A 14,118-nucleotide genomic window follows, 5' to 3' on the forward strand; every position below is an offset into this window, starting at 1 on the left:
GGAGCTGCCGGTCCAGCAGGTGCTGGCCGACATGGAAAGCGCCGGCATCGCCGTCGACCTGCAGCTGCTGGGCGAGCTGCAAAGCCAGTTCGGCGACCAGATCCGCGACGCCGCCGAGGCGGCCTACGCCGTGATCGGCAAGCAGATCAACCTGGGCTCGCCCAGCAGCTGCAGGTCGACGGCGATGCCGGCGCTTTCCATGTCGGCCAGCACCTGCTGGACCGGCAGCTCCATCTCGCCCAGCAGCGCGGTGGAGTCGATGCGATCGAGCTCGGCGTCCAGCGCGTCGGCCAGGTCCACCACGGCGCGGGCCCGCAGGATCAGGGTCTGCACGGCCTGCTCGTCGGTGCCCTCGATGTCGTCGAGCAGCGAAAGCTGTTGCTGCTCAGGGCTTTCCGCGCGCAGCTCGCGGCGCAGGTAGCGCAGCGAAAGGTCGTCGAGGGTGAAGCTGCGCTGCCCGGGCCGCACCAGGTAGGCCGCCAGCGCGGTGTCGGAGCTGACACCGTTCAGCGTCCAGCCGCGGCCCGCCAGGTCGTGGATGGCGAGCTTGGCCTCGTGCAGCGCCTTGGGCTTGGCCGGATCGGCCAGCCAGGCCGCGAGCGCGGCGTCGTCGTCGGGGGTCAGCGCCGCGGTGTCGATGTAGCCGCCGTCGCCGTCGGCGGCCGCGATGCCCAGCCCGGTGGCGTCGCCGCCGTGCGGCAGGTGGGTGCCGGCCACGGCCAGCCCGGCCCGGCGCCCGTCGCCCGCGTGCTCGGCCAGCCACCGCCCGACCGTGCCGGGCTCCAGCGCGCCGCCGCGCACGTCGAAGCCCTCGTCGACCTCCGGCTCGACGGCGACCAGCGTCTCGAACAGCCGGTCGCGCAGCACCCGGAACTCCAGGTCGTCGAAGAGCCGGTGGATCTGGTCGCGGTCCCAGGGCTGCAGCCGCAGCGTGTCCGGCGTTTGGGCCAGCGGCACGTCCTTGACCAGATCGGTGAGCTCGCGGTTGCGGATGACGCCGGCCAGGTTGGCCCGCAGCGCGTCGCCGACCTTGCCGCGCACCGAGTCGACGTTGTCGACCAGCGCCTGCAGCGAGCCGTATTCGGCGATCCACTTCGACGCGGTCTTCTCCCCGACCCCGGGGATGCCGGGCAGGTTGTCGCTGGGATCGCCGCGCAGCGCGGCGAAGTCGGGGTACTGCCTTGGGGTCAGCCCGTACTTTTCGACGACCGCCTCGGGGGTGAACCGGGTCAGCTCGCTGACGCCCTTGCGGGGGTACAGCACGGTCACGTCGTCGCTGACCAACTGCAGCGAGTCGCGGTCGCCACTGACCACCAGCACGCGGTAGCCCTCGTTTTCGGCCTGCGTGGCCAGCGTGGCGATCAGGTCGTCGGCCTCGAAACCCTGCTCGGACAGCACCGTGATGCCCAGCGCGTTGAGCACCTCCTTGGTGATGTCGATCTGGCCGTGGAACTCGTCGGGCGTCGACGACCGGTTGGCCTTGTATTCCGGGTAGCGCTCGGAGCGGAAGGTCTGCCGCGACACGTCGAACGCCGCCGCGATGTGCGTCGGGGCCTCGTCGCGCAGCAGGTTGATCAGCATGGCGGTGAACCCGTAGACCGCATTGGTGGTCAGGCCGCCGCGGGTCTTGAAGTTCTCGGCGGGCAGCGCGTAGAACGCCCGGAACGCCAGCGAATTGCCGTCCAACAGCATGAGTGTCGGTTTGGTCTGTTCCTCTGTCTTTTGAGGGGTGGCGGCGGGCACGGCATTCACTCTAGGCATCCGGTCCGACGGCCTCGGCGCTGCCGCGAAACTGCAACACGTTTCAGTTCTGCGCCCGGGCTGGGTAGTCTGGCGAAGTGCCAGAGGTCACCAGCCAACAACCCGCGATCGACGGATGGTTCGCCACCGATGACGCCGGCAGCGCCCATCTGATCGGCAGCAAGTGCCCCAACTGCGGCACCTACGTCTTCCCGCCCCGGGAGAACAACTGCCCCAACCCGGCCTGCGCCAACGACGCGCTGGAGTCCGTCGCGCTCTCGACGCGCGGGACGCTGTGGAGCTACACCGAAAACCGTTACGCGCCACCGCCGCCGTACCCGTCCCGGGACCCCTTCGAGCCGTTCGCCGTCGCCGCGGTGCAGCTGGCCGACGAGGGGCTGATCGTGCTGGGCAAGGTGGTCGAGGGCACGCTCGCGGCCGACCTGAAGGTCGGCATGGAGATGGAGCTGACCACCATGCCGCTGTTCACCGACGACGACGGCGTGGAGCGAATCGTGCACGCATGGAGGATCTGCTCATGAGCGCGCCCGAACCCGTTTACATCCTCGGCGCCGGCATGCATCCCTGGGGCAAGTGGGGCCGGGACTTCACCGAGTACGGGGTCGTCGCCGCGCGAGCCGCGCTAGCCGAGGCCGGCCTGGAGTGGAGCCAGATCCAGCTGGTCGCCGGGGCGGACACCATCCGCAACGGCTACCCGGGGTTCGTCGCGGGCGCGACGTTCGCGCAGAAGCTGGGCTGGAACGGCATCCCGGTCAGCTCGAGCTACGCCGCGTGCGCCAGCGGCTCGCAGGCGCTGCAGAGCGCCCGCGCCCAGATCCTGGCCGGGTTCTGCGACGTCGCGCTGGTGATCGGCGCCGACACCACGCCGAAGGGCTTCTTCGCGCCCGTCGGCGGCGAGCGTAAAAACGACCCCGACTGGCAGCGCTTCCACCTCATCGGCGCCACCAACACGGTGTACTTCGCGCTGCTGGCGCGGCGGCGGATGGACCTCTACGGCGCCACGCTCGAGGACTTCGCCCAGGTGAAGGTCAAGAACTCCAAGCACGGGCTGAACAACCCGAACGCCCGCTACCGCAAGGAGAACTCGATCGAGGACGTGCTGGCGAGCCCGGTGGTCTCCGACCCGCTGCGGCTGCTGGACATCTGCGCCACGTCCGACGGGGCGGCGGCGCTGATCGTGGCGAGCAAGTCGTTCGCCGAGAAGCACCTCGGCTCGGTGGCGGGCGTGCCGTCGGTGCGCGCGGTCAGCACCGTGACCCCGCGCTACCCGCAGCACCTGCCCGAATTGCCGGACATCGCAACGGATTCCACCGCGGCGGTGCCCGCGCCGGAGCGGGTGTTCAAGGATCAGATCCTCGACGCGGCCTACGCCGAGGCGGGCATCGGGCCGCAGGATCTGAGCCTGGCCGAGGTCTACGACCTGTCCACCGCGCTGGAGCTCGACTGGTACGAGCATTTGGGGCTGTGCGCCAAGGGCGAGGCCGAGGGGCTGCTGCGCAGCGGCGCCACCGCCATCGGCGGCCGGGTCCCGGTCAACCCGTCGGGCGGGCTGGCCTGCTTCGGCGAGGCCATCCCCGCCCAGGCCATCGCGCAGGTCTGCGAGCTGACCTGGCAGCTGCGCGGCCAGGCCACCGGCCGACAGGTGGAGAACGCCACCGTCGGCGTCACCGCGAACCAGGGCCTGTTCGGGCACGGCTCGTCGGTGATCGTGGCCCGCTAGCATTCTGGGTCTCTCGCGGCCGCTGACTGTGAAGTCACGGCGGGCCGGCTCATGTCGTGTGCCCGGCTGCACACTCAAAAGCCATCACCGCACAGCCCGTCGAAACTGCAACCAGCGCGCGATTTCGCCCAGATTTGCGATCTGAGCGCAGTTTCGGCGCTAGTCGGACGCGGCGTCCTTGGGCGCGTCGCCAAGGGTTTCCAGGACGACCTCGGCCACCCGCTTCATGGTGGTCCGCCGGTCCATCGCCGCGCGCTGAATCCACTTGAACGCCTCGGGCTCGGTCATGCCCTGCTTGGTCTGCAGCAGGCCCTTGGCGCGCTCGACGACCTTGCGGGTCTCCAGCCGGTCGGACAGCGTCGCCACTTCGCGTTCCAGCTCGGTGATCTCGCTGAACCGGCTGACCGCCAGCTCGATGGCCGGGATCAGGTCGCTGATGGTGAACGGCTTCACCAGGTAGGCCATGGCGCCGGCGTCGCGGGCGCGCTCGACCAGGTCGCGCTGGCTGAACGCGGTCAGCACCACGATCGGCGCGATGCGCTTGCTGGCGATCTCCGAGGCCGCGTCGATGCCGTCGCGTCGCGGCATCTTCACGTCCATGATCACCAGGTCCGGCTTGTGGCGCTCGGCCAGTTCGACGGCTTCCTGGCCGTCGCCGGCCTCGCCGACGATCTCGTACCCCTCCTCTCGGAGCATCTCTGCCAGGTCCAGCCGGATGAGCGCTTCGTCTTCCGCGATCAGGACCCGGCGCGGCGCGGCGGCGTCGGTGTCGGTCGTGGGGCCTGTCATGACGGACATTCTGTCGTGCACGCCCGCGACCAGCGAACTCGGGGGCGGTGAGAATCGGTCGGCGCGGCGATCCTCTATGGTGGGAGGCTGCCCAGCCCTCGTATCCCAACTGGCAGAGGAAACGGACTCAAAACCCGTCCAGTGTGGGTTCGAATCCCACCGAGGGCACCAAGAAACACCATTTCAGGAGCATTTCCGCGGGACGGCACGCGCGCAGCGGCCGGCCGGTCCCCCGCTGACGCAATGACGATGGGGGCGGCTCGGCGGCAGCCATCCGCCACGTCGATCTACGCCTGCGGCGGCGTCAAGAATCTTTCAAGAATCCTGCCCTACCTTGCGCATTGCCGGCCACGACGACCGGCCTCGGAGCATGATGAGGCGCATTCGCGAGAAAGGATCACCACATGAGCAGCGCCTGGTGGACCTTGATCGTGGTATTCGGCGTACCGATGATCTTCATAACAGGCGGCATGATCGCCGGCAGGATCGCAAGGAATGGCGGCGAACTCGATAAGGAAGAGATGGCGATCGTTCGTCGAGCCGCAAGGGTCGGCGGCGGTGAGCTCGTCGGCCGCACGTTGGGCTACGGCGTTCTAGCGGCTCTGCAAGTCCCCCCTCCCCCCAATCTGCGAGCCTTCCGGTCCCACGCGCCCGACAGGAAAGCCGTCGGAATAAACCCGAAAAAGCAGGACCGCGCGGAGGGTGTCATCTTCTCCTTTCACGATCTTCGTATCACTCGAACCGAACTGATCAGAGGCTACGAGGAGAACGCCCAGCGCATTCCACTGCGAGGTCTCACCGCCACGGTCACGACGGGCCAAACTGTCTATATCACCATCGAAGGGCCAGAAACGAGGTTCGTTTACCGCAAGGCGTTTGACGCTGATTTGAATCAAGCGCGCGCGCTGCAGTTCGCCGCCCTCCTGAATTACGAAGCGAGCCGCCAAGGCGCACCGTAATGACGGCCTCCGATAAGGAGTAATGGCGATACTGTTAAGCCCCACGTCAGATTTCAGCAGAAAGGGGAAGGGGAAATTACTACTTCACCGCCACCGCAGCCACCCGCCGGCTGGTACCCGGACCCCACCGGGAAGCCCGGCGAGATGTATTGGGACGGCGAGGCGTGGCACCGACCCGCCCCGGACACGGCAGCCACACCCCACAGCGAAGTGCCCGCGACATCCACCGCCGGCACCTCATCACCGCCGCCGTCAAACGTTCGCGCGGGCCTACAAGTGCCGCCGCTGATCACCGTTTTCGGAATCGGGCTTCTCGGGGTGGGGTTTGTGCTCACGATCCCGATCCTGTGGACCGTGGGCTTGGTGGTGCTCGTCGTCGGCTTGGTGCTCATGGCCAAAGAAAGGCGGGGAAGCGCGACACCCAAGGCCGCTGGTGCGATCGGCGTCACCAACCCGGCCCTTGACATCCCCCAAACATCCGAGACCGCGCAGCCGGCCGGTTCGAAGGGTTTGTCTAGCCAACGCAAAGTCTGGCTCGTTTCCGCGCTTGTGCTCGTCGTCTTAGCGGGAGTGGCGATCAACAGAATTGGGATTCCGTTTTGGCAGCATTCGATCTACCCCCGCTTCTTTGAGAAAGGGTCCTCCGCTCCGGCCTCCGGATCTCCAGGCTCGCAGCAATCCCAGTCCCCGTACTACCAAGAGGGCTACGACAGTGGCACTTCCGGCCTGGCACGCAAAGGCTACGGTGACGACATGTACAACACCGGCGCCACCGTCGCCGAGATGGAACACAACGCCTGTAGCAGGGCCATCAACAACGAGTCCAACCTCGCGTCCATCCAGGATGCGGATCATCCGGCGAATCAAGACGACTACATGAGAGGCTGCCTCGACGCCTTCCGGGATCACCCGCCGACGGGGAAGCCAAAACCCGGGCCATTAAATCCCTACCGATAGGGGCTTCGGGCGCCACGCTCGGTGTCGCGCACGCGCGATGCCGGTAGCACTTCGGCGTCAGCCGCCACAGTAGTCATGCGTCGTGTCATTGCGATAATTTGAGCCCTTCGCGCCGATGCTCAGTTGCAGGGCCGCACGCCTTCCCGTCCTTTTGATCGCCGTCGAATCCGAACCCGGCCAGCGCGGCTCCGCCGGTGTACCAGGGTGATCCGCAATCTCCTGGGCCGGCGTCGTTTCTGGATCGCGCGATATGTTCGTTTTGCCCGTTCTGTGACCGTATTGGCGACGTAATCACCATCCTTGATTCGCCCCAGGTTATAAAGAATGGCTCAACAGAGAATGGAATCGGACTAGAAACCTGTCCCCTGTGGGTTCGAGTCCCACCACGGGCATACCTAGGCAATGCTGTACACCATCGGACACGGCGCGAAGACCGCCGACGAGCTCACCGCCGCGCTGCGCCGGCACGACATCACGCTGCTGGTCGACGTGCGCAGTTTCCCGGGCTCGCGGCGCAACCCCGACGTGTCCAAGGAAGCCATGCCCGAGTGGCTGAAGGCCGCCGGGATCGCGTACCGCCATGAGCCGGACCTCGGCGGGCGGCGCAAGCCGCCGGCCGACCCGGTGCCCCAGGACCAGTGGTGGGAAAACGCGGCGTTCGCCAATTACGCGGCGCACACCCGCACACCAGGCTTTCAGGCGGCATACCGGCGCCTGCTGAGCGATGCCGAGGCCGGCGACGTCGCCGTGATGTGCGGCGAACCCACCTGGTGGCGTTGTCACCGGCGGATGATCGCCGACCTGGCCACCCGCGACGGCCACCCGGTGCAGCACATCATGCCCAACGGCTCGCTGGCGCCGCACCACCCATCGGAGTGGCTGACCCGCGAGCTTGGTTAGTTGCGATCGCAAGCGCGGCATAGCCGGGCGGCGCGGGCCCCTTTGGCTAGGACAAACAGCAAGGTCAACGGTTAGGCTTTGAACGTGGTGGCCAAGAAATGCGGGGCCCCACCCCGGAAAGACGGCTCGTCGAATCGCCCGGACTGCGTGGCCGCGGTGCGGGAGCAGACGCGCGACCGCAATCAGCACTACGCCGCCAGCGCCGCACGCCGGGGCCGGATCCTCATGATCACCGCGTGGCTGGCCGTGATGGTGAGCGTGAGTTTTGTGGTCGTGCAGGTCGCCACCGGTTCCTGGACGTGGCAGGTCAGCTCGATCAATGTCATCGGCGCCATGGTTTTCGCGATGGTCCCGTGGCTGCAGCGGTTCGGGGAATTGGTTGCGCCGCTTACCTTTATCGGCGCGGCCTACGTCTCCGTGTTCGCCAGCTGCCTGGACGTGGGCACCGGTTCGGGGTCTCAGTTCTTCTTCCTGGTCGGCGCCTGCATCGTCGTGCTGCTGCTGGGCATCGAACACATCCTGCTGGCGTCCGCGCTGGCGGCCGTCGCGGCCGGGTTGATCATCGCGGTCGAGTTCCTGGTGCCGGAAAACACCGGGCTGCAGCCCGCCTGGGCCACGTCGACGGGCTTTGTCGTCACCGCCATCTCCAGCGTCGTGATGGTCGTCGTGACCGTGTGGTTCGCCCTACGGGACACCGCGCGGGCAGAGGCCGTGATGGAGGCCCAGTACGACCGCTCGGAGACGCTGCTCGAAAACATGTTGCCCGCCAGCATCGCCGAGCGGCTCAAGGAACCGGGCCGCGGCGTCATCGCCGACAAGTACGACGACGCCACGGTCTTGTTCGCCGACATCGTCGGGTTCACCGAACGCGCCAGCGCCACCCCGCCGGCCGACCTGGTGCGTTTCCTCGACCGTCTCTACGGCGCTTTCGACGCGCTCGTGGACAAACACGGGCTGGAGAAGATCAAGGTGAGCGGCGACTCGTACATGGTGGTCAGCGGCGTCCCGCGCCCGCGACCGGACCACGCGCAGGCGCTCGCGGATTTCGCGCTCGACATGACCAACGTCGCTGCGGGACTGAAGGATCCACACGGCGAGCCGGTGCCGCTTCGGGTGGGCATGGCGTGCGGCCCGGTGGTCGCGGGCGTGGTCGGCTCGCGCCGGTTCTTCTATGACGTGTGGGGCGACGCGGTCAATGTGGCCTCCCGGATGGAAGCCACCGACTCGGTGGGCCGGATCCAGGTGCCCGAGGCGATGTATCAGCGCCTCAAAGACGACTTCGTGCTGCAGGAGCGGGGCCGCATCGAGGTCAAGGGCAAGGGCCCCATGCGCACCTGGTATCTGATCGGCCGCAAGGCAACCGAACGGTCCGCCGACCTGCGTTCCGAGGAACCGCGCACCGCCCGCGTCTGAGCCGAAAGTCCCTATCCCCCGCGGCGCCGGCTGTGTCAGACTGCGGCCATGCAAACCACTCCTGGGACCGCCCCGGTTCCAAGCTTGTTGCCGCACTTATGGAAATCGACGTTGGTATCGGGAATCCTGTCGCTGATCGTCGGCGCCGTGATCCTCGCGTGGCCGGGAATCACCATTCTCGCTGCCGCCATCGCGTTCGGCGTCTACCTGTTGATCACCGGCGTCGCGCAGGTGGTGTTCGCGTTCAGCCTGCACGTCTCGGCGGGCAGCCGCATCCTGCTGTTCATCAGCGGGGCGGCGTCACTCATCCTGGCGGTCTTGGCGTTTCGCCATTTCGGCCAGGGCTACGCCGTCTTGCTGCTGGCCATCTGGATCGGCATCGGCTTCATCTTCCGCGGGGTCGGTACGACGGTTTCGGCCATCAGCGATCCGGCGCTGCCCGGACGCGGCTGGTCGATCTTCGTCGGCGTGATCAGTCTGCTCGCCGGAATCGTGGTCCTGGCGTCGCCGTTCACGTCGATCGTCACCCTGGCGCTGGTGGTCGGCGTGTGGTTCGTGGTGATCGGCGTCTTCGAGATCGTGTCGTCGATCGGCATCCGCAAGGCGTCCAAAGAACTCGGCGGACACGGCATAGCGCCGGTCTGACCTAACTACTACACTGTGTCGTAGCTGGCCCAGCCTCAGGAGAGATGACAATGGATGTCGTCGACATTTCGCGGTGGCAGTTCGGTATCACGACCGTCTACCACTTCATCTTCGTGCCGCTCACCATCGGGCTGGCTCCCCTGCTCGCCATCATGCAGACGGTGTGGGTGGCCACCGGCAACGCGGCGTGGTATCGGCTCACCAAGTTCTTCGGCAAGCTGTTCCTGATCAACTTCGCCATCGGCGTGGCGACCGGAATCGTTCAGGAATTTCAGTTTGGGATGAACTGGAGCGAGTACTCCCGGTTCGTCGGCGACATCTTCGGCGCGCCATTGGCGATGGAGGGCCTGTTCGCCTTCTTCTTCGAGTCCACCTTCATCGGGCTGTGGATCTTCGGCTGGAGCCGGCTGCCGCGGCTGGTGCACCTGGCGTGCATTTGGATCGTCGCGATCGGCGTCAACGTGTCCGCGTTCTTCATCATCGTGGCGAACTCGTTCATGCAGCACCCGGTTGGTGCGCACTACAATCCGGCGACACACCGCGCCGAGTTGGACAGCATCGGCGCCCTGCTCCGTAATAACACTGCGCTGGCTGCGTTTTCGCACACCGTGACCGGCGCGCTGCTGACCGCCGGGACGTTTGTGGCCGCCGTCAGCGCCTGGTGGCTGATCCGCTCCGGCAAGTCCACGTCAACCCTCGGAGAAGCGGACGCCCGCACCGTGTTTCGTCCCGCGGCCATCCTGGGCTGTTGGGTCGTGTTGCTCGCCGCCGTCGGCCTGTTCTTCACCGGCGACCGCCAGGGCAAGCTGATGTTCGTGCAGCAGCCGATGAAGATGGCGTCGGCGGAAACGCTGTGCGACACCCAGACCGATCCCGACTTTTCCATCCTGACCGTCGGCCGCCACAACAACTGTGACGGTGTCAAAGGCGTCATCCAGGTGCCCTACGTGCTGCCGTTCCTAGCCGAGGGCAAGACCAGCGACGTGACGCTGCAGGGGGTACGCGACATCCAGCGGGACTTCGAGCACCGATTCGGGCCCAACGACTACCGGCCCAACCTGTTCGTGACCTACTGGTCGTTCCGCGCGATGATCGGCTTCCTCGCCGTTCCGGTGTTGTTCGCGCTGGCGACGTTGTGGTTCACCCGCGGCGGCCGGGCACCCAACCAGCGCTGGTTGTCCTGGTTCGCGCTGCTGACCATCCCCACCCCGTTCCTGGCCAACATCTCCGGGTGGGTGTTCACCGAAATGGGCCGCCAGCCATGGATCGTCGCCCCGAACCCGACCGGTGATCAGCAGGTTCGGTTCACCGTTCACGAGGCCGTCTCCCACCTCACGTCCGGCATGGTCGTCACCTCCCTGGTGACCTTCACCCTCGTCTACGCGGTCCTGGCGGTCATCTGGTTCTGGCTGCTCAAGCGCTACATCGTCGAAGGGCCGCAGGAACACGACGCGGAACCGGCGCCGCCTCGCGCACCCAGCGACGACGAGGTGGCCCCCCTTTCGTTCGCGTATTAAGGAGCTGACCGGTGGCATTGCAACAGTTGTGGTTCGGCATCATCGGATTGCTGTTCCTCGGATTCTTCATTTTGGAGGGTTTCGACTTCGGCGTCGGCATGCTGATGGAGCCGTTCGCGCGCGTCGGCATCGGTGAGCCGGAACTGCAGCGGCGCACGGTGCTCAACACCATCGGCCCGGTGTGGGACGGCAACGAGGTCTGGCTGATCACCGGCGGCGCGGCGATGTTCGCCGCGTTCCCCGGCTGGTACGCCACCGTGTTCTCCACGCTGTATCTGCCGCTGCTGGCGATCCTGTTCGGCATGATCGTGCGCGCCGTGGCCATCGAATGGCGCGGCAAGGTCGACGACACAAAATGGCGCGGCTGGGCCGATTTCGCGATCGCCGCCGGGTCGTGGCTGCCCGCGGTGCTGTGGGGCGTGGCGTTCGCCATCCTGGTCCGCGGGCTGCCGGTGGACGCCGCCGGGCGCATCCACCTGTCGATCACCGACGTGCTCAACGTCTACACGCTGCTGGGCGGCCTGGCGACCGCAGGCCTGTTCCTGCTCTACGGCGCAGTGTTCGTCGCCCTGAAGACCTCGGGCACCATCCGCGACGACGCGCACCGGTTCGCGGCGTGGCTGTCGCTTCCGGTGACCGGACTGGTTGCGGCATTTGGGCTTTGGACGCAGCTGGCGCACGGCAAGGGCTGGACGTGGCTGGTGCTGGGCGTCGCGGTCGTCGCGCAGCTGACGGCCGTGCTGTTGGTGTGGCGGCGCGCGTCGGACGGGTGGGCTTTCACGTGCACGGCGTTGGTGGTCGCCGCGGTCGTCATCCTGCTGTTCGGCTCGCTGTATCCGAACCTGGTGCCCTCGACCCTGAACAGCCAGTGGAACGTGACGATCTACAACGCCTCGTCGACCCCGTACACCCTGAAGATCATGACCTGGGTGACCGCGGTCATGGCGCCGCTGACGGTCGTCTACCAGGCGTGGACGTATTGGGTGTTCCGGCAACGGATCTCGTCCGACCGGATACCGCCGCCCATCGGCCTGGCGAGGCGTCCGTCCTGAGCAGCCGGGCACCACTGGACCCGCGGCTGTGGCGGGCATCGACCGCGCTGCGGCGCTATCTGCTCGCCAGCGTGGCCTGCGGGGTGGTGATTTCGGGCTGCGCGATCGGTTCGGCGGTCGTGCTGGCGAGCACGGTCGCGCGCATCGTCGGCGATCCCGCCGGGCGCGGCCTGCGCCCCTGGCTGGCGCCGCTGTCGATCCTGTTGGCGCTGTGGGCCGTTCGCACGGTGACGCAGTGGCTGCAGGCACGCCTGGGTCAGCGGGGCTCCAGCGCCGTCATCGCCGACCTGGACGGGCAGGTTCTCGCGGCGGTGACCGCGCGGCAGCCGCGCGAGCTCGCCACTCAGCGCGACGCCGCCGCGGTGGTAGTCACCCGCGGGCTCGACGGGTTGCGCCCGTACTTCGCGGGATACCTGCCCACCCTGCTGCTCGCCGCGATCCTGACCCCGGCGACCGTCGCCGTGATCGCCGCCTACGACCTGAAATCCACGGTGATCGTGGCGATCACGCTGCCCCTGATACCGATTTTCATGGTGCTGATCGGGATTGCGACCGCCGACCGCTCGGCGGCGGCGCTGGACGCCATGACGACCCTGCAGGCCCGGTTGCTGGACCTGATCGCCGGCATCCCAACGCTGCGGGCGCTGGGCCGCGGCCGGGGCCCGGAACGGCGGATCGCCGAACTGGCCGCCGCCCATCGGCGCTCGGCGATGGCAACGCTGCGGATCGCTTTCCTGTCGGCGCTGGTGCTCGAATTGCTGGCCACCCTGGGCGTCGCACTGATCGCGGTCGGTATCGGCCTGCGCCTGGTGTTCGGCGAGATGACCCTGACCACCGGGCTGACCGTGCTGCTGCTGGCGCCGGACGTCTATTGGCCGCTGCGCCGGATCGGCGTGGAATTCCATGCCGCCCAGGATGGTAGGACCGCCGCCGACAAGGCGTTCGCCCTCATCGGCGAGCCGGCCGATCCCACAGTGCGCACCAGGACGGTGGACGCGCGCCGCGGCGAGATCCGGGTGGAAAATCTCAGCGTGGCGGGCCGGGACGGCCGCGCGCCGCGCGATCTGACCGCCGTCATCGAGCCCGGCCGGGTCACGGTGCTGACCGGGCCCAACGGCGCGGGCAAGAGCACCACCCTGCAGGCCATCGCCGGCATCACCGTGCCGTCCTCGGGCCGGGTCACCGTGGCCGGAGCCGACGTCACCGACCTGGATCCCGCGGCGTGGTGGCGACAGCTGTCCTGGCTGCCGCAGCGCCCGGTGCTGGTCCCCGGCACCGTGCGGGACAACCTGTTCTTGCTGGGACCGCTGGCCGACCTCGAAGGGGCATGTGCCGCAGCCGGTTTCGACGCGGTGCTGGCCGAGCTGCCCGACGGGATGGACACCCGGCTGGGGCGCGGCGGCGTCGGGCTGTCGCTCGGGCAGCGGCAGCGGCTGGGCCTCGCGCGGGCGCTCGGGTCGCCGGCCCCGGTGCTGCTCCTCGACGAACCCACCGCGCACCTGGACGCGTGCACCGAGGAGCGGGCGCTGCGGGCCCTCGTCGAGCGGGCGCGCGCCGGCGCGACGGTCGTCGTCGTCGGACATCGCGAGCCCGTCGTCGCGATCGGTGACCGGGTAGTCGAGGTCGCCGCCGACGCCGGGGTGGACCATGCCGGGGTCTGATCCGCTCCTGGCGGTGGCGGGACTGCTGCGTCCGCGCCTGCCACGCATCCTCGCGGCCGTCGCGCTGGGGGTGCTGTCGCTGGGCAGCGCGCTTGCCCTGGCCGGGTTTTCAGCCTGGCTGATCACGCGGGCCTGGCAGATGCCGCCCGTGCTGGACCTGTCGATCGCGGTCGTCGCGGTGCGCACGTTCGCGATCTCGCGGGGCGTGCTGCACTACTGCGAGCGGCTGGCCACCCACGACACCGCGCTGCGCGCGGCCGGCGCCGCGCGGGCGCAGATCTATCGCCGGCTCGCCCGCGGTTCCGCGGCGTCCGCCGTCCGGCTGCACAGCGGCGAGCTGGTGGCCCGGGTGGGCGCCGACGTCGACGAGCTCGCCAACGTCGTGGTGCGCGCCGTGGTACCGATCGCCGTCGCGGCCGTGCTCGGGTTGGCGGCCACCGCGGTGGTCGCGGTCATCTCGCCGCCGGCCGCCGCGGTGCTGGCGATGTGCCTGCTCGTCGCCGGCTTCGTCGCGCCGCGCTTGGCCGGCCGGGCCGCCGCGGCGCAGGAAGAGCTTGCCCGCCAACACCATTCCGATCGCGACACGTCGGCGATGATCGCCCTCGAGCATGCCCCGGAGCTGCGCGTCGCCGGCGCCCTGCCCGGCGTCATCACCGATGCGCGGCGCCGCCAACGCGATTGGGCCGAGGCCCTTGACGCCGCGGCGCGACCGGCGGCCATCGCCGAGGCGATGCCCACCGCGGC

The 14,118-nt window shown here is 68.2% G+C and carries 11 protein-coding genes, 1 tRNA gene and 3 pseudogenes; 13 read left to right on the plus strand and 2 right to left on the minus strand.

Annotated features, from left to right (window positions below):
• Positions 1-156: 156 nt before the first annotated feature.
• Positions 157-1,761 (minus strand): annotated as a pseudogene (locus A5673_RS11295) (5'-3' exonuclease H3TH domain-containing protein); the annotation flags it as partial.
• Between the two features lie 77 nt (positions 1,762-1,838).
• Here A5673_RS11295 and A5673_RS11300 point away from each other — a divergent pair.
• Both A5673_RS11300 and A5673_RS11305 read left to right on the plus strand, forming a co-directional pair.
• Positions 1,839-2,282 carry a Zn-ribbon domain-containing OB-fold protein gene (locus A5673_RS11300; protein WP_068231478.1) on the plus strand — a complete coding sequence of 148 codons (444 nt, stop codon included), beginning with the start codon at positions 1,839-1,841 and terminating at the stop codon, positions 2,280-2,282.
• A complete protein-coding gene (locus A5673_RS11305) occupies positions 2,273-3,481 on the plus strand; it encodes a lipid-transfer protein (protein WP_197518350.1) in 1,209 nt (402 codons plus the stop codon). The genes A5673_RS11300 and A5673_RS11305 overlap by 10 nt, the downstream gene beginning before the upstream one ends.
• A gap of 159 nt (positions 3,482-3,640) precedes the next feature.
• On the opposite strand, the gene A5673_RS11310 is transcribed toward A5673_RS11305, so the two are convergent.
• Positions 3,641-4,270, minus strand: a complete 630-nt coding sequence (locus A5673_RS11310; protein ID WP_068231504.1) for an ANTAR domain-containing response regulator — start codon at positions 4,268-4,270, stop codon at positions 3,641-3,643.
• 94 nt (positions 4,271-4,364) lie between these two features.
• On the opposite strand from A5673_RS11310, the gene A5673_RS11315 reads away from it, so the two are divergent.
• The 11 genes and pseudogenes from A5673_RS11315 to A5673_RS11360 all read left to right on the plus strand — a co-directional run.
• A tRNA-Leu gene (locus tag A5673_RS11315) sits at positions 4,365-4,441 on the plus strand.
• A gap of 233 nt (positions 4,442-4,674) precedes the next feature.
• A complete protein-coding gene (locus A5673_RS11320) occupies positions 4,675-5,229 on the plus strand; it encodes a hypothetical protein (protein ID WP_068231481.1) in 555 nt (184 codons plus the stop codon).
• Positions 5,230-5,304: 75 nt separating this feature from the next.
• Positions 5,305-5,397: pseudogene (locus A5673_RS30595) on the plus strand (DUF2510 domain-containing protein); the annotation flags it as partial.
• Positions 5,398-5,505: 108 nt separating this feature from the next.
• Entirely contained in the window at positions 5,506-6,186 is a 681-nt protein-coding gene (locus tag A5673_RS11325) for a hypothetical protein (protein ID WP_068231484.1), read from the plus strand.
• Positions 6,187-6,588: 402 nt separating this feature from the next.
• Entirely contained in the window at positions 6,589-7,086 is a 498-nt protein-coding gene (locus tag A5673_RS11330; protein WP_068231487.1) for a DUF488 family protein, read from the plus strand.
• An 84-nt stretch (positions 7,087-7,170) separates the two neighbouring features.
• On the plus strand, positions 7,171-8,499 hold the full coding sequence (locus A5673_RS11335; RefSeq protein WP_068231507.1) for an adenylate/guanylate cyclase domain-containing protein: 1,329 nt from the start codon (positions 7,171-7,173) through the stop codon (positions 8,497-8,499).
• A gap of 30 nt (positions 8,500-8,529) precedes the next feature.
• A complete protein-coding gene (locus tag A5673_RS11340; RefSeq protein ID WP_156748088.1) occupies positions 8,530-9,144 on the plus strand; it encodes an HdeD family acid-resistance protein in 615 nt (204 codons plus the stop codon).
• Positions 9,145-9,194: 50 nt separating this feature from the next.
• Positions 9,195-10,661, plus strand: coding sequence for a cytochrome ubiquinol oxidase subunit I (locus A5673_RS11345; RefSeq protein ID WP_068231492.1), 1,467 nt, complete (start codon positions 9,195-9,197; stop codon positions 10,659-10,661).
• A gap of 11 nt (positions 10,662-10,672) precedes the next feature.
• A complete protein-coding gene (cydB, locus tag A5673_RS11350) occupies positions 10,673-11,713 on the plus strand; it encodes a cytochrome d ubiquinol oxidase subunit II (RefSeq protein WP_068231495.1) in 1,041 nt (346 codons plus the stop codon).
• Positions 11,714-11,784: 71 nt separating this feature from the next.
• Positions 11,785-13,374, plus strand: a complete 1,590-nt coding sequence (cydD, locus tag A5673_RS11355; RefSeq protein ID WP_068231498.1) for a thiol reductant ABC exporter subunit CydD — start codon at positions 11,785-11,787, stop codon at positions 13,372-13,374.
• Positions 13,361-14,118, plus strand: a pseudogene (locus A5673_RS11360) (ABC transporter ATP-binding protein); the annotation flags it as partial. The gene cydD and the pseudogene A5673_RS11360, both read left to right, overlap by 14 nt.

The sequence above is a fragment of the Mycobacterium sp. E3198 genome, assembly GCF_001667015.1.
Lineage (GTDB): Bacteria > Actinomycetota > Actinomycetes > Mycobacteriales > Mycobacteriaceae > Mycobacterium.